Genomic DNA, 13,674 nt, shown 5'->3' with positions numbered 1-13,674 from the left:
GCCGTGGTCAAGCCGCAGCAGGAGGAACTGCGCCGGAACGATCTCGGCGCCACCAGCCAGGACAGCCGCAAGACGGCCACCCAGGCGGGCGGCCGTTCGCGGAGCCGGGGCACGTCGAACGCCGACGCGGGACGGCCCGTTCCGAAGGGTCAGGTGTCGCCGTACGGTCCGGCCGGTGAGCCGGTTGCCGACGACGAGAGCTAACCGCGAGCCGACGCCGGCCGCAGCCGCCGCCAGGTGGCTGCGGCCGACAGCCCGTACGCCAGGTGCGGGATCAGGTCGGAGACCCAGTCGGCGCGCCGCCAGGTACGCGGGTCGGTCACGCCCAGCACCGTCATCGAGCCGTCCGAGGTGGCCATCACCCCACCGCCGAGCAGCACCGTGGCCAGCGGCAACGGGATCCGCCGTTGTCCGGCGAGCAGACCGAACGCGGCCCCCGCGGCGATGCCTGTGGCGTACCCGAGCAGTGGCCCCAGACCGGAACGGCGGTTCGCCGCCTCGTCGCCGGGGCCCAGGTCGACGTGCGTGACGTCGGCCAGCCGTCCGGCCACCGACTCCGGGGTGCTGCTCGCCGGCCGCGCCCGCAGCGCCATGTCGAGGTAGGAGACCGCGTTGAGCACGGCGCTGCCGACGGCGCCCGCGATGGCGCCGTCGACGGCGGATGCCGCTCTCACTTCGGGTCACCCGGTTCCCGGTTGCCCTTGGGGCCGTAGGTCCGTTCGCCCCGGACCACGCCGCGTTGCCCACGGTCGTCCTGCAGGATCCGGTTGGCGACCTGGTTGGCCTCCTTGTCGGTGGCGCGCCCGGACTGCTCGACGAGGTCGCGCAGCCGTGCCCGTTGCTTGTCGTACGCGTTGCTGCCCGGACGGGGTCCTGCCATCACTGCCTCCTCGGGTCGCCGTCGGCTGACGAACCCGTCTACCCGCCCGGGCCGGGGCCAACCGTGCGCTCAGGCCGGGGCGCGGACGACAGCGACCGGGCACGCGGCGCGGTGCAGGATCCCCTGGCTCACCGAGCCGAGCAGCAAGCCGCTGAGCTCACCGCGGCCTTGCCGGCCCACCACGACCAGTTGGGCGTCCCGGGACGCCTCGGTCAGCGCTGTGACCGGGCGGGCCCGCACCGCCTCCCGGTTGATCGGCACGTCCGGCCAGCGCTCGGCGACGCCGGCGACCGACTCGGCCAGGACCCGCTCCTGCTCGTCGGCCTGCGCCGACCGGCCGCCCGGGTGGGCGTGCAGCACACGCAGCGGGGCGCCGCGGTGGGACGCCGTTTCGGCGGCGAACTCGACGGCGGCGCGGGACAGCGCGGAGCCGTCCACCCCGGCCACCACCGGGCCGGTGTCGCGGGCGGCGCCCCGGGCCACCAGCACCGGGCAGTCGGCGTACGCGGTGACCTGCAGCGCGACCGAGCCGATCACCAGCGAGGCGAACCCGCCGAGACCCCGGTCGCCGAGCACGATCAGCGCGGCGGTGGGGGACTCGCCGATCAGCACGGCGGCCGCCTCCCCGTCGATGATCTCGCCGGTGATGCGCAGCCCGCGCTCCTGCGCCTGGGCCGCGTTGACCGCGTCGGCGACCAGTTGCTCGGCCTGGTGACGCAGGCCGGCGTGCGGCGGCGCCCCGGCCGGAGCGGCCACCGGTACGCCCAGCAGCGGCCAGATGAATCCGTGGACCACCCGCAGCGGCCGGTTGCGGCGGGTGGCCTCCCGGGCGGCCAGGAGCACGGCCCGGGTCGCCGGCTCGGAGCCGTCCACCCCGACCACCACGGCCGCACCGTCAGCGGAGTTCACCAGGTACCTCCTCGTGGCCGGCGCTCCCGCGGCCAGTATCGCGGCCGGCGGGACCGGCCCGGGGCGATACCGCGCCGGTCGCCCGGTCGGTACGCTGGCGGACAGCGCCCAGGGAGGGAGGCCCGTCGATGGATCAGCCGGACGGACCGAGCACCGCCCGCATGATCGACTACTGGCTCGGCGGCCGGCACCACCGTCCGGTCGACGTCGCCGCGGCCGCCGCGTTCGAGGCGGCGTACGGGCCCTGCGCGGCGATCTTCCGCTCGCTGCGCGGTTTCCTGGGCCGGACCGTGCGCGCCATGGCCGGCGACGGCGTGGACGGCTTCCTGGTCTTCGGTGCGGGCGTGCCCACCTGCGGAAACGTGCACGAGGTCGCACCGAAGGCGACGGTCCTCTACACCGACGTCGACCCGGAGACGGTCCGGCTCGGCCAGCGCCTGCTCGCCGGCAGTGACCGCGCCGGTTACGGCTACGGCGACGCCACCGACATCGGCACCGTCGACCGGGCGCAGCTGCACCGTTTCGTGCCGGGGTGGGGGAGACGGCCGGTCGGAGTGGTGTTCCTCGGGCTGGCCGCGTTCCTGGACGACGACACGCTCGCCCGTACCCTGGACGAGTTGTACCGGGCGGTCGCGCCGGGCAGCCGGCTGGCGATCGACTTCGACAGCGAGGAGCTGGCCGGGCACCCGCAGGCGCTGGCCATGATGGGCCCGGCGTTCCGGATGCGCGCGCCCGAGCGGTTCGCGCCGCTGCTGGGCCGCTGGCGTCCCACCGACGAGGGCGTCGTGCCGGTGGCCCGGTGGCGGCCCGAGGGTGAGCCGGAGCCGGTGCCGGACGCGTTCTACGGCGCGTTGGCGCTGCGGCCGGCGGACTGAGCCGCGCCGGTCGAGGCGGGCCGTTCGGCGGTCGGGGGTCCTTCGTATGATGTTTGCTCTGTAGCAATAGTCGTCATCGGAGGATGAGCATGCCGGAGGCGTCCGGATCGGTGTCACGTGCCCTGCGCACGGCGCCACCCGACCAGCTGGTGGAGACCGCGGACGCGGTGCTGCGCCAGACGCTCGGGGCCGCGCGGGCGGAGGTGTTCGTCGCCGACTACCGCGCCAGCGGCCTCTGGCCGGTGCTCGACCCGGACGTGCCCGACGGTGGCCCGTTGCCGGCACACACCGTGGCGCAACGCTGCTTCAGCAGCCAGGAGCCGGTCCTGGACATCATCGACGACGGCCGCTGCCGGGCCTACCTGCCGCTGTCGGTGTGGGGGGAGCGGCTCGGCGTCCTGATGGTCGAGCTGCCCGGTGACCCGGACGCGGCCACAGTGGAGGCGGCGCGGGACGCCGCCGGCGAGCTGGCCGTGGCCATCCGCGCGGCCGACCGGGAGACCGACAGGTACCGCCGCGCCCGGCGGCGGGAACGGCTGAGCATGGCTGCGGAGATGCAGTGGGACCTGTTGCCGGGGCGCAGCGTGCGCCACGGCGACGCGTTGCTGGCCGGGCAGCTCGAACCGGCGTACACGGTGGGCGGTGACCACTTCGACTGGTCGGTGGACTGTGAGCGGCTCACCCTCACCGTGCTCAACGGCACCGGCAGCGGGCTGGCCGCGTCGCTGCTCACGGCGATGACGGTGAACGCCATGCGCAACGCCCGGCGTTCCGGCGGCAGCCTGGTCGAGCAGGCGGAGCTGGCCTCGGACACCATCTACTACCAGCACCGGGGCGGCCGGCACGTGGCCACGCTGCTGCTGGAGCTGGACAGCCGCCGGGGCGTGGTGCGGGCGGTGGACGCCGGTTCCCCGCAACTGCTGCGGCTGCGGGGGAGGCGGGTCACCCCGATCGCGTTGGAGCAGCAACTGCCGTTGGGCATGTTCGCCGAGACCCGGTACGACGTGCAGGAGTTCACTCTGGAGCCGGGCGATCGTCTCTTCGTGGTCAGCGACGGGGTGTATGCGGCGGAGCCCGACGGGCAGGAGCCGTACGGCGTCCGGGCCATGGCGCGCGCGATGCGGGCTACTCGGCTGCAGCCGGCGACCGAGGCAGTTGGTACGGTGATGCGCGAACTGCATGCGTACCACGCCGACGCGGATCTCCGTGACGACGCGGTCGTCGTCTGCCTGGACTGGCGCGGTTCCGGCCGGTCCGACGACGTCACGGGGCAGTGATCGGGGCGGCGGAGCGAACACGAGCGGGACGATCGCAGGGGACAGCGGGTGGAGCGACCTCCGAATCTTGCCGCGGCCATCGAGTCGGCTGCCGAGGCGCTCATCGGTGTGCTCGACTCCGCGACCTCACGGCACACCGTCAGCGTCTCGCCGACGCAGCTGCGGGTGCTGTCGCTGATCGTGTCCCATCCCGACACCAACGTGAACCGGCTGGCCGAGCTGCTGGACGTGGTCCCGTCGTCGGCGAGCCGGCTCTGTGACCGCCTGGAGGCCGTCGGCCTGCTGCGCCGGGTGGCCGACCCGCGTGACAGGCGAGAGGTGCGCCTGATCCCGACCGCGGCGGCGGACACGTTGCTGCGCGATCTGCAGCAGCGGCGGCACCGTGCGGTCCAGGCGGTGCTCGACCGGATGCCCAACCGTGCGCAGCACGAGCTGCTGCTGGCGCTCGTGGCGTTCAGTCAGGCCGCCGCGGCGGTCGCGCCGCAGGCGGGCTCCGACTCCACCGCCCGCACCGCCTGAGTCCCACCCCGGCGCTGATCCTGACCAACGGCCGTGATGGTCAGCTAGTGTCCTAGGATGCCATAGCGGTTGTGACGGTCCCCACCCTCACAACACTGAGCAACGGCGCAGCGCGGCCACCGGCCGGAGCGGGGGAGCCCGATATAGTGGCAGCGCAACTGAGCGGCCGGTGATCACCGGCCGCGTCGGGGGAGGTCCCAGCCCGGGATCACAGAGGGCGCCGGCGTCTGACCGGCCGGCAACGCGCACGTCCCTCCAGCGGCCGCTCGTCCGGCTGCCGGACCGTGCTGCGAAGGGAGGGTTCGGTGTCGCGTCGGCCGGCTCCAGCGGAGCACCCGGATTCCGGGGACGCCACGGTCGTGGGAGACCGCGTCCTCACGCTGCCCAACCTGATCAGCTTCGTCCGGCTCGTCGGCGTGCCGATCTTCCTCTACCTGTTCCTCGTGGTCCGCGCCGACGTCGCGGCCATCGTGGTGCTCGCCGTGGGCGGCACCAGCGACTGGGTGGACGGCTGGATCGCCCGCCGGCTGGGGCAGGTGAGCCGACTCGGCGAACTGCTCGACCCGCTGGCCGACCGGCTCTACATCCTGGCCACGCTGCTGGCCTTCACCGCGCGGGAGGTGGTGCCCTGGCAGTTCACCGGGGCGCTGCTGGCCCGCGAGTTGCTGCTGCTGGTCTCTCTCGGCGTGCTGCGCCGCTACGGCTACGGCCCGCCGCCGGTGCACTACGTGGGCAAGACCGCCACCTTCCTGCTGCTGGCGGCGTTCCCGATCCTGCTGCTGGCCGACGCCGTGCCGGACATCGGCACCGCGGCCGGCGCGATCGGCTGGGGCCTGGGCTGGTGGGGTCTGGTCCTCTACTGGGTGGCCGGCGCGATGTACGTGGTGCAGGCGAGCCGTCTCGTACGGCAGATGCGGGCGCGGCGCGCGGAGGTGGCGGCGTGACCGGGCCGGCGTCCGGCGACGCGGAGAAGGAGCGCGACCCGTCGAGCCGGGTGTACGCGCCGGACTTCCTGACCGAGCTGTTCCGCAATCCGCTGGACCCGGGGTACGGGGACGCGGCGGCGCGCCGGGCGGCGGGTGGCATGTCGCGGGTGCGGCAGGTGCTGGGCCGCCCGGTGAGCCTGCTCGTCCTGGCGGTGATCGGGTTCCTGTTCGCGGTGGCGTACCGGGAGACGATGGCGGAGGAGCCGAGCCGGGCGACGGCGCGGGCGGGGCTGATCGCCGAGATCAAGGGGCGTGAGGCGGCGACCGACCGGTTGACCGAGCGGGCCGAGCAGTTGCGCGAGGAGGTCGGCCGGCAGCGCGACGCGGCGCTGAGCGGTTCGCAGGCGTCCCGGTTGCGCACGCTGGAGGCGGGCACCGGTCTGGCTCGGGTGCGCGGTGACGGCGTGGTGGTGCGGCTGGCCGACGCGACGGCGGACCAGGACGGCGTGACCAGCGGGGACGCGGGCCCGTCCCGGGTGCTGTACTCGGATCTGCAGAAGGTGGCCAACGCGTTGTGGGCGGCGGGCGCCGAGGCGGTGGCGGTGAACGGCCAGCGGTTGACCGCGACGTCGACGATCCGGTCGGCGGGTGAGGCGATCCTGGTGGACTACCGGCCGGTGACGGGCCCGTACGAGGTGCAGGCGATCGGGCCGCGGTCGATGCGGGACCGGTTCAACGAGAGCCGGGCGGCGGCGCTCATGCGTGAGGTGGCGCGGACGACGGGGCTGTCGTTCGGGGTGAAGCGGGTCGACGACCTCACCTTGCCGGCGGCGCCGCAGCCGCGGCTACGCTACGCCGAGCCTTCGGTCAGTCCGAGTCCGCGTCCGTCGGGTTCGGGGGCCGCCGGTTCGTCGAGTCCCGGGTCGTCCGGCCCGGGTGGTTCTTCCAGCCCCTCGGGAGGTGGCCGATGATCGCGGTGCTGGCGTTGCTCGCCGGTGTGGTGCTCGGGGTGTATCTGGACCCCACGGTGCCGGCGGCGTTGCAGCCGTATCTGCCGATCGCGGTGGTGGCCGCGTTGGACGCGGTGTTCGGTGGGGTGCGGGCGAAGCTGGACCGGATCTTCGACGACAAGCAGTTCGTGGTGTCGTTCATCTCGAACGTGCTGGTGGCGGGGCTGATCGTGTACCTGGGTGACCAGTTGGGCGTGGGTGGTCAGTTGTCCACGGGTGTGGTGGTCGTGCTCGGGGTGCGCATCTTCGGAAATGTGGCGGCGATCCGTCGGCACCTGTTCCGGGCGTAGGTTTGTGGCGATGAGTGAGGAACACAGGGAGACGGGGACGGGGTGGCCGCGTCCGGTGGAGCCGGAGCGGCCGTCGGGTCCGGCGGGTGAGCCGGATCCGCGCCCGGACGCGCCCGATCCGGACGAGTTGAGCCCGTTGGCGCCGGTGGAGCCGGCGCCGGATGAGTCGTCGGAGCCGGCGGAGCGGGAGGCGGTGCCGGAGTCCGAGCCGGAGCCGGGTGCGGTGGCGCGGCCGTCGCGGTCGCGGCGGTTCTCCTCGGCGGGTCTGATGATCGCGGTGCTGCTGGCGTTGCTGGGTTTCACGCTCGTGGTGCAGTTGAAGACGACGTCGACGGACCCGACGCTCGCGGCGACGCGGGAGGAGGATCTGGTGCGGATCTCGTCGGATCTGGATTCGCGGGAGCGGCGGCTGCGTCAGGACATCGACGCCCTGGAGGAGAGTCAGCGGCAGTTGCGCTCGGGTGAGCAGGGCCGGCAGGCGGCGCTGGAGGAGGCGACGCGGCGGGCGGACGAGCTGGGCATCCTGGCGGGTACGTTGCCGGCGGTGGGTCCGGGGCTGGAGGTGCGGTTCTCGGGGCCGGCGAAGGCGGTGTCGTCGACGCGGATCCTGGACGCGGTGCAGGAGCTGCGGGGTGCGGGCGCGGAGGCGATGCAGATCCAGGGCGCTGATGGTTCGGCGGTGCGGATCATCGCGTCGACGTATTTCGTGGACGGGGCCGATGGTGTTCTGGTGGTGGACGGGCGGCGGTTGACGGGTCCGTTTACGATCATGGTGATCGGGGATCCGGCGACGATGCGTACGGCGTTGAACATTCCTGGCGGGGTGGTCGCATCGGTGCGGGACGGCGGCGGTAACGTGACCTCCGAGGATCGTGAGGTTGTGGAGGTTTCGCAGCTGCACGCGCCGATCAAGCTGGACCACGCGCGGCCGGTTTCCTGACCGGGCGCGGCCGCGCCGGTTTTTCCGGTGCACCGATGACGAAGGACGCAGTTGGTGATTCCTGAGGATCTGCGGTACACCGCCGAGCACGAGTGGGTGGTCGGTGGTGACGGTGGTGTCGTCCGCGTCGGTATCACGCACTTCGCGCAGGACGCTCTGGGTGACATCGTGTTCGTGCAGCTGCCGGACTCCGGTTCGGTGGTGGCGGCGGGCGAGTCGCTGGGCGAGATCGAGTCGACGAAGAGCGTGTCGGAGATCTACGCGCCGTTGAGCGGCACGGTGGCGGCGCGCAACGAGGCGCTTGCCGACACCCCTGAGGTGATCAACACGGATCCGTACGGTGCGGGGTGGTTGGTGGAGATCACTCCGGATGATCCGGCGGCGGTCGAGGGGTTGTTGACCGCTGATGCGTACCGCGAGCTCACCGAGAGCTGAGTTCGTGCTGTTCCGGGCGGCGGCGTGGTTCCGCGCGTCCGGTTGCCCTGCATTTCGGCGCTGGCTAGGCTCGCCCAGTCGACCGAGAACCAATAGTTTGAGCGTTGCGGAATGCGCCTTCCCGGGCACGGGGAGCCAGCCGCCGGGTGTGGTGTTGCCCGGCGGCCAGACCCGCCATTTCCTGACGCCGACCGAACAGATCCGTGAGGTGGTCCCATGACGCGCCCAGACGACGAGTTCCCCCCGCTCGACGTCACTTCGACGCTCAATCTCGGTTCGCTCGACGAAGTGCTGGAGGGGCCGGACACCGATGTGGTGCCGAGCCGGATGTCCGGTTCTTTGCCGCCGGGTATGGCGTTGCTGGTGGTTCGCCGGGGTCCGAACGCGGGCGCCCGGTTCCTGTTGGACCACGACGTGACGACGAGTGGGCGGCACCCGGACAGTGACATCTTCCTGGACGATGTGACGGTGTCGCGTCGGCACGCGGAGTTCCACCGGGACGGTGGGACGTTCACGGTGCGGGATGTGGGCAGCCTGAACGGCACGTACGTGAATCGTGAGCGGGTCGAGGCGGCGACGTTGAGCAACGGTGACGAGGTGCAGATCGGTAAGTTCCGGGTGGTGTTCATCGCCGGTCCGCGCCCGGAGGGTGAGGCCGGCCGGGGGTGAACGAGCCTGCGGCTTCGACGCCGTCCGGGGCTGGGCGGGCGCCTGCGCTGATGAGTATCGGCGAGGTGCTGGCTCAGTTGCGGCCGGAGTTTCCGGACGTCACGATCTCGAAGTTGCGATTCCTGGAGGCCGAGGGCCTGGTGGAGCCGCAGCGGACGCCGGCGGGTTATCGCAAGTACGGCTGGGACGATGTGGCGCGGCTGCGGTTCGTGTTGACCGCGCAGCGGGATCAGTATCTGCCGTTGCGGGTGATCCGGGAGCAGTTGGCCGAGTGGGACGGTTCTGGTCCGTCGCCGGGGCGGGGGCGGCCGAATCTGGTGGCTGTGGGTCCGGGTGGTGAGGTGCCGGGCCGGGAGCCGGTGGATTCGGTCGAGTCGTCGGAGGTGCGGCTGGACCGGGCGGGGCTGATCTCGCGTAGCGGCGTGGACGAGTCGACGCTTGCGGAGTTGGAGCGGCTCGGTGTGCTGGTGTCGGATCCGCCGGGGTGGTACGACGCGGATGCTTTGATCATCGCGAGTGCGGTGGCGGGTCTGGCGGCGTACGGGTTGGAGCCTCGGCATCTGCGGGCGTACCGGTCGGCGGCGGATCGTGAGGTTGGTTTGTTCGCGCAGCTTGTGGCGCCGTTGGCGCGGCAGAGTGATCCGGCGGCGCGGGCTCGTGCGGCGGAGACGGCGCGGGAGCTGGTGGCGTTGTCGCAGCGGTTGCACGCGGCGTTGGTGCGGGTGGGGCTGCGGTCGACGTTGGGCCGGTGAGGTTGTCGGTGAAGGGCCGGGTGTCGTGGACGCCCGGCCCTTCGTCGTGGGGTGGCGCGGAAAGATCTGGTCGGGGGAGCGTGTCGTAGGCTTGCCGGGGTAAGCCCCTCCGGCGAGGCGTGGTGCACGTAGCGTGTGGGACTCCTGTGTCCTGGTCCGTGTACCGTGCAGGGAGGGGCGCGGTGCAAGGTGACGACGACACGGAGGCGGCGGTGCGCGAGCTGAGCGTGGTCGGAGTTCGGGTGGAGTTGCCGAGCAACCAGCCGATCGTCCTGCTGCGGGAGGTCGAGGGGGACCGCTATCTGCCGATCTGGATCGGCGCGGTCGAGGCGACGGCGATCGCTTACGAGCAGCAGGGGGTCAAGCCGGCCCGGCCGTTGACGCATGATCTTCTGCGGGATGTGCTGGCGGCGTTGCAGGCGCCGTTGCGAGCGGTGGAGATCACCGAGTTGAAGGACAACGTGTTCTACGCGGATCTGCTGCTGGGTGACGGGGTGCGGGTGTCGGCGCGGCCGAGTGACTCGATCGCGTTGGCGTTGCGGGTCGGCGCTCCGATTCGTTGTGCGGAGCAGGTCCTCGGCGAGGCGGGGATCGTGATTCCGGACGAGCAGGAGGACGAGGTGGAGAAGTTCCGGGAGTTCCTGGATCAGGTGCGTCCGGAGGACTTCGCGGGTTGAGGTGTGCCCGGCCGGGTGGCCGGGGTCGGCGCGGCGGTGGTTGTCACTGTGGGTGATGGCTGGCCGCCGTGTGTCGTTGGTGCCGGGCGGTCGCGCGGCGTGTCGCGGTGTCTCCTGCGGGTGAAGTGCGGGCGGCGGCGATAGGGTTGCCGTGTCGAGGGGTGTGCGTGACGGGGAGTCGGCGCGGCACCGCCACGGACGCGGGGAGGTTGGTCCGGATGCACGAGCCGCGGGATCCTGGTCCGGGTGCGGAGCAGCAGGCGGGTGTGGGGCCTGAGTCGGTCGGTGACGGTGAGGTCGGCTACCGGGGTGTGACCGCGTGTTCGGCGGTGGGCATCAGTTACCGGCAGTTGGACTACTGGGCGCGTACGGCGCTCGTGGTGCCGAGTGTGCGTGATGCTTCGGGTTCGGGGACGTCGAGGTTGTACTCGTTCCGCGACCTGGTGGTGTTGAAGGTCGTGAAGCGGCTGCTGGACGCCGGGGTGTCGTTGCAGAACATTCGGAAGGCGATCGAGGCGTTGCGGTCGCGTGGGGTGGATGATCTTGCGGGCATCACGTTGATTTCCGACGGGACGACTGTGTATGAGTGCCGGTCGCCGGAGGAGGTGGTCGACCTGTTGCAGGGCGGCCAGGGCGTGTTCGGCATCGCGATCGGTGGGGCGTTCAAGGAGATCCAGGGTTCGTTGTCGCATCTGCCGGCGGAGCCGGTGGGTGGGCAGGAGCCGGCTGCTCCGGCGGTGGAGCCGGAGGCGGACGCGGTGGGTGACGAGCTGGCGGCGCGTCGGGCGCGGCGCCGGGCCGGGTGACCTGCGTCGCGTCTCGTTGACAGGATCGCGCCGCGCCCGAAAAGGGTGCGGCGCGATTCGTGTTTTGGTGACGGGGTGTGCTGTGCGGGGCCCGGGCGGGCCCGGTCCGGTGGTCGGGCGCGGCCCGGTCGGTGTATCCGCAGGTCGCGGCTGGTCGGTGCGCAATGTCCGAAAGGGACGGTACGCGCTGTGGGTTGACCGGGGGTGCTCGGCTGACTGCGGTGTGTTCATCGTATTCGCGGCTGTTGTTGACTGTCCGTAGTTGACGGTTCTCGGGATCGGGACAGGGGCGGCGTGAAGCGTGGTGGGGGGCGCGCTATCGTCCGTTCCGATCGTCGGCGTGTCGACGTCACGGTGGAACGCTGTGTGACTTCGCGCGCCGGACGGTGAGCCCCTGACGCGGCGCTGCCCGCGGACCCCTGGTGGAAGGACCGAGCATGACGGTGACGAGCGAGACCACCCCGATCTCCCATTACGAGCGCATCGGCGGCGCGGCGGCGGTGAAGGCCGCTGTGGAGTTGTTCTACGACAAGGTGCTGGCCGATGCGGATCTCGCGGGCTACTTCACCGGGGTGGACATGGTGGAGCAGCGGCGGCACCTGGCGCTCATGCTGGCGGTGGTGCTCGGTGGGCCGAACGAGTACGCCGGCCGTGGGCTGGCCGAGGCGCACCAGCCGTTGAGCATTCCGGGTGAGCACTACGCGAAGGTCGGTGAGCACCTGACGGCGACGCTGGTGGAGCTGGGCGTGCCGGCCGACGTGATCGCCGACGTGCAGGTCGTGCTCGGGCAGGTCCGCGATCAGGTCGTGTCGGCGGGGGATGCCTGAGCGTGGACGCGGCACGGCTGAAGCAGAGCTGGTCCCTGGTCGCCGCGCACGGCGACCAGGTGCCGCTCTACTTCTATTCGACGCTGTTCCTGGCGCATCCGGAGACCCGGCAGATGTTCCCGACGAACATGGCCGGGCAGCGGGATCGTCTGGTGGCGGCCCTGGGGCATGTGGTGTCCCACGTGGACCAGGTGGATCAGCTGGTCGGGTTCCTGCGGGACCTGGGCGCGGATCACCGGAAGTTCGCGGTGCGCGCGGAGCACTATCCGGCGGTCGGTGAGGCGCTGCTGGCGACGTTGCGGCATTTCTGCGGTGAGGCGTGGACCGACGAGCTGGCGGCCGACTGGACCGCGGCGTACGGCCTGGTGGCGCAGGTGATGACCGACGGCGCGCAGGCGGCGGAGTCGCAGTCGCCGCCGTGGTGGGTGGCGGAGGTGCTGTCGCACGAGCAGCGCACGTTCGACGTGGCGGTGCTGACGGTGCGCCCGCAGTATCTGCTGCCGTTCAGGCCGGGGCAGTCGATCGGGGTGTCGCATCCGGCGGTGCGGTCGTGGCGGTACTACTCGCCGGCGAACGCGCCGCGTTCGGACGGCACGGTGGAGTTGCACGTGCGGGCCGCGCCGGGTGGCGTGGTGTCGTCGCGTCTGGTGTACGGGTGCGCGGCGGGTGATCAGATCCATCTGGCGTCGCCGGTGGGTGAGCGGTTGACGTTGTGGCAGGCCGGGTCGTCGGATCTGCTGCTGTTGGCCGCCGGGACCGGCTGGGCGCCGGTGAAGGCGCTGGTGGAGCAGGTGGCGGCGGAGGGTTCCGGGCGGCGGGTCGACCTGTATGTGGGGGCCCGTTCGCGTACGGAGTTCTACGACAGCGAGGCGATCGACAAGTTGGCGGCGACGCATCCGTGGTTGCGGGTGTCGTACGTGGCCGGATCGGATCCGCAGCGGCCGGGGGAGATGGTGCGGCTGGCCGACCGGGTGCTGGCCGACGGGGACTGGCGGTCGAGGCACGTGTATGTGTGCGGGTCCGACGAGATGGTCGGTGATTCGGTGGCGGCGCTGACCGCGGCGGGTTACCAGCCGGGCCAGCTGCACCACGAGGGTTTCGGCAAGCACTGGTACGGCCCGTCCTGGCGGACGGTGGCCGAGGGAACAGAGGTGATCCGGTGAGCGCGAGCCCGATCAGCAGCTATGACTCGCAGCACGTGTCGGGTCCGGTGCAGGTGCGGCTGACCGCGGACCGGGTGCGTCGGTGGGAGTTCGGGTCGGCGGCGTTCACCCGGCGCGGGTACGACCCGGCGGACGTGGACCGGTTCCGGTTGCAGGTGGCCGACGAGCTGGATCTGCTGGCGGCGCAGGTGGGGGATCTGCGGGCGGAGAACGAGCGGCTCAACGACCATCTGGAGCTGCACCGGCACGGGGTGATCCCGAGCGCGGAGAAGGCGCCGGCGGCGCCGGCGGCGAAGGAGGTCAACCTGCTGTCGGCGGCGCAGCGGGAGGCCGAGCAGATCATCGCGCAGGCGCACGACTACGCGCGCCGGGTGGCCGAGTACGCCCGTACCCAGTACGAGAGTTACATGCGGGCGGCGGCGGAGGAGGCGAAGCAGGAGGCCGAGCGGGCGGTGGCGGAGTACCGCAGCGCCGCCGGGGGCAGCTTCGACGACTCGGTGGCGACGCGGGAGGCGTTGCGGATCTTCGGCGAGATGATGATCTCCCACATGCAGGCGGCGGCGCGGCATCTCGACGACGGTAGTGAGCAGTTGGCGCGCACGATGGAGCGGATCTCCCGGGAGTTGCCGGCGGCTGGTGGCGGCGCGCCGCAGCCGGCGTTGCCCCGGCATCAGCGGTGACCGTACCGCCCGGCCTGCGGTGCGGCGGGCCGGGCGGTA

General features: G+C 72.0%; 19 protein-coding genes. 16 read left to right on the top strand and 3 right to left on the bottom strand.

The genetic code is table 11. The annotated features are described in order from the left end of the window. The first annotated feature begins 3 nt into the window (after window positions 1–3). Window positions 4–204: a hypothetical protein gene (locus tag PVK74_RS06425; protein ID WP_043323973.1), complete on the top strand. Its 201-nt coding sequence runs from the start codon at window positions 4–6 to the stop codon at window positions 202–204. On the opposite strand, the gene PVK74_RS06420 is transcribed toward PVK74_RS06425, so the two are convergent. From PVK74_RS06420 to PVK74_RS06410, 3 genes are all read right to left on the bottom strand, one after another. After that, on the bottom strand, window positions 201–674 hold the full coding sequence (locus PVK74_RS06420; protein WP_043323975.1) for a hypothetical protein: 474 nt from the start codon (window positions 672–674) through the stop codon (window positions 201–203). The genes PVK74_RS06425 and PVK74_RS06420 overlap by 4 nt on opposite strands. Then, a complete protein-coding gene (locus PVK74_RS06415) occupies window positions 671–880 on the bottom strand; it encodes a hypothetical protein (protein ID WP_030503913.1) in 210 nt (69 codons plus the stop codon). The genes PVK74_RS06420 and PVK74_RS06415 overlap by 4 nt, the downstream gene beginning before the upstream one ends. A gap of 69 nt (window positions 881–949) precedes the next feature. After that, a complete protein-coding gene (locus PVK74_RS06410) occupies window positions 950–1,789 on the bottom strand; it encodes a universal stress protein (RefSeq protein WP_064445938.1) in 840 nt (279 codons plus the stop codon). 128 nt (window positions 1,790–1,917) lie between these two features. Between PVK74_RS06410 and PVK74_RS06405 the strand changes: the two genes are divergently transcribed. From PVK74_RS06405 to PVK74_RS06335, 15 genes are all read left to right on the top strand, one after another. Next, the gene (locus tag PVK74_RS06405) at window positions 1,918–2,664 is read left to right on the top strand and encodes an SAM-dependent methyltransferase (protein ID WP_043323979.1); all 747 of its coding nucleotides are present in this window, start codon (window positions 1,918–1,920) and stop codon (window positions 2,662–2,664) included. Between the two features lie 89 nt (window positions 2,665–2,753). Beyond that, window positions 2,754–3,941 carry a PP2C family protein-serine/threonine phosphatase gene (locus PVK74_RS06400; RefSeq protein WP_043323981.1) on the top strand — a complete coding sequence of 396 codons (1,188 nt, stop codon included), beginning with the start codon at window positions 2,754–2,756 and terminating at the stop codon, window positions 3,939–3,941. Between the two features lie 48 nt (window positions 3,942–3,989). Then, window positions 3,990–4,460 carry a MarR family transcriptional regulator gene (locus tag PVK74_RS06395; RefSeq protein WP_043323983.1) on the top strand — a complete coding sequence of 157 codons (471 nt, stop codon included), beginning with the start codon at window positions 3,990–3,992 and terminating at the stop codon, window positions 4,458–4,460. Between the two features lie 305 nt (window positions 4,461–4,765). Further along, window positions 4,766–5,404 (top strand): cardiolipin synthase ClsA, encoded by a 639-nt coding sequence (gene clsA, locus PVK74_RS06390; protein ID WP_043323984.1) that lies wholly within the window; start codon window positions 4,766–4,768, stop codon window positions 5,402–5,404. Further along, the gene (locus PVK74_RS06385) at window positions 5,401–6,357 is read left to right on the top strand and encodes a DUF881 domain-containing protein (protein WP_043323986.1); all 957 of its coding nucleotides are present in this window, start codon (window positions 5,401–5,403) and stop codon (window positions 6,355–6,357) included. The genes clsA and PVK74_RS06385 overlap by 4 nt, the downstream gene beginning before the upstream one ends. Further along, a complete protein-coding gene (locus PVK74_RS06380) occupies window positions 6,354–6,686 on the top strand; it encodes a small basic family protein (protein WP_007071104.1) in 333 nt (110 codons plus the stop codon). The genes PVK74_RS06385 and PVK74_RS06380 overlap by 4 nt, the downstream gene beginning before the upstream one ends. Before the next feature lie 10 nt (window positions 6,687–6,696). Next, a complete protein-coding gene (locus tag PVK74_RS06375; protein ID WP_043323991.1) occupies window positions 6,697–7,626 on the top strand; it encodes a DUF881 domain-containing protein in 930 nt (309 codons plus the stop codon). Between the two features lie 54 nt (window positions 7,627–7,680). After that, the gene (gcvH, locus tag PVK74_RS06370; RefSeq protein WP_043330119.1) at window positions 7,681–8,061 is read left to right on the top strand and encodes a glycine cleavage system protein GcvH; all 381 of its coding nucleotides are present in this window, start codon (window positions 7,681–7,683) and stop codon (window positions 8,059–8,061) included. A gap of 216 nt (window positions 8,062–8,277) precedes the next feature. Beyond that, window positions 8,278–8,730, top strand: a complete 453-nt coding sequence (odhI, locus tag PVK74_RS06365) for an oxoglutarate dehydrogenase inhibitor Odhl (RefSeq protein ID WP_030503922.1) — start codon at window positions 8,278–8,280, stop codon at window positions 8,728–8,730. 50 nt (window positions 8,731–8,780) lie between these two features. Next, window positions 8,781–9,482 carry a transcriptional regulator FtsR gene (ftsR, locus tag PVK74_RS06360; RefSeq protein WP_176722889.1) on the top strand — a complete coding sequence of 234 codons (702 nt, stop codon included), beginning with the start codon at window positions 8,781–8,783 and terminating at the stop codon, window positions 9,480–9,482. 212 nt (window positions 9,483–9,694) lie between these two features. Further along, entirely contained in the window at window positions 9,695–10,159 is a 465-nt protein-coding gene (locus PVK74_RS06355) for a bifunctional nuclease family protein (protein ID WP_043330120.1), read from the top strand. A 218-nt stretch (window positions 10,160–10,377) separates the two neighbouring features. Next, entirely contained in the window at window positions 10,378–10,965 is a 588-nt protein-coding gene (locus PVK74_RS06350) for a MerR family transcriptional regulator (protein WP_064446489.1), read from the top strand. Between the two features lie 437 nt (window positions 10,966–11,402). After that, window positions 11,403–11,792, top strand: coding sequence for a group I truncated hemoglobin (locus tag PVK74_RS06345; RefSeq protein WP_043323993.1), 390 nt, complete (start codon window positions 11,403–11,405; stop codon window positions 11,790–11,792). Between the two features lie 2 nt (window positions 11,793–11,794). Beyond that, the gene (locus PVK74_RS06340) at window positions 11,795–12,955 is read left to right on the top strand and encodes a globin domain-containing protein (RefSeq protein ID WP_064445942.1); all 1,161 of its coding nucleotides are present in this window, start codon (window positions 11,795–11,797) and stop codon (window positions 12,953–12,955) included. After that, the gene (locus PVK74_RS06335) at window positions 12,952–13,635 is read left to right on the top strand and encodes a DivIVA domain-containing protein (RefSeq protein WP_064445943.1); all 684 of its coding nucleotides are present in this window, start codon (window positions 12,952–12,954) and stop codon (window positions 13,633–13,635) included. Before PVK74_RS06340 ends, PVK74_RS06335 begins: the two co-directional genes overlap by 4 nt. The last annotated feature ends 39 nt before the right edge of the window (window positions 13,636–13,674 follow it).

This window comes from Micromonospora chalcea, assembly GCF_028768405.1.
Classification (GTDB): Bacteria; Actinomycetota; Actinomycetes; order Mycobacteriales; family Micromonosporaceae; genus Micromonospora; species Micromonospora chalcea.
This window is presented reverse-complemented; position numbering and strand designations above follow the sequence as displayed.

Coding starts and splice junctions, on each gene's coding strand:
- PVK74_RS06415 (WP_030503913.1), bottom strand. CDS start 880: ATGGCAGGACCCCGTCCGGGCAGCAACGCGTACGACAAGCAACGGGCA.
- PVK74_RS06405 (WP_043323979.1), top strand. CDS start 1,918: ATGGATCAGCCGGACGGACCGAGCACCGCCCGCATGATCGACTACTGG.
- PVK74_RS06400 (WP_043323981.1), top strand. CDS start 2,754: ATGCCGGAGGCGTCCGGATCGGTGTCACGTGCCCTGCGCACGGCGCCA.
- PVK74_RS06380 (WP_007071104.1), top strand. CDS start 6,354: ATGATCGCGGTGCTGGCGTTGCTCGCCGGTGTGGTGCTCGGGGTGTAT.
- PVK74_RS06375 (WP_043323991.1), top strand. CDS start 6,697: ATGAGTGAGGAACACAGGGAGACGGGGACGGGGTGGCCGCGTCCGGTG.
- odhI (WP_030503922.1), top strand. CDS start 8,278: ATGACGCGCCCAGACGACGAGTTCCCCCCGCTCGACGTCACTTCGACG.
- ftsR (WP_176722889.1), top strand. CDS start 8,781: ATGAGTATCGGCGAGGTGCTGGCTCAGTTGCGGCCGGAGTTTCCGGAC.
- PVK74_RS06350 (WP_064446489.1), top strand. CDS start 10,378: ATGCACGAGCCGCGGGATCCTGGTCCGGGTGCGGAGCAGCAGGCGGGT.
- PVK74_RS06345 (WP_043323993.1), top strand. CDS start 11,403: ATGACGGTGACGAGCGAGACCACCCCGATCTCCCATTACGAGCGCATC.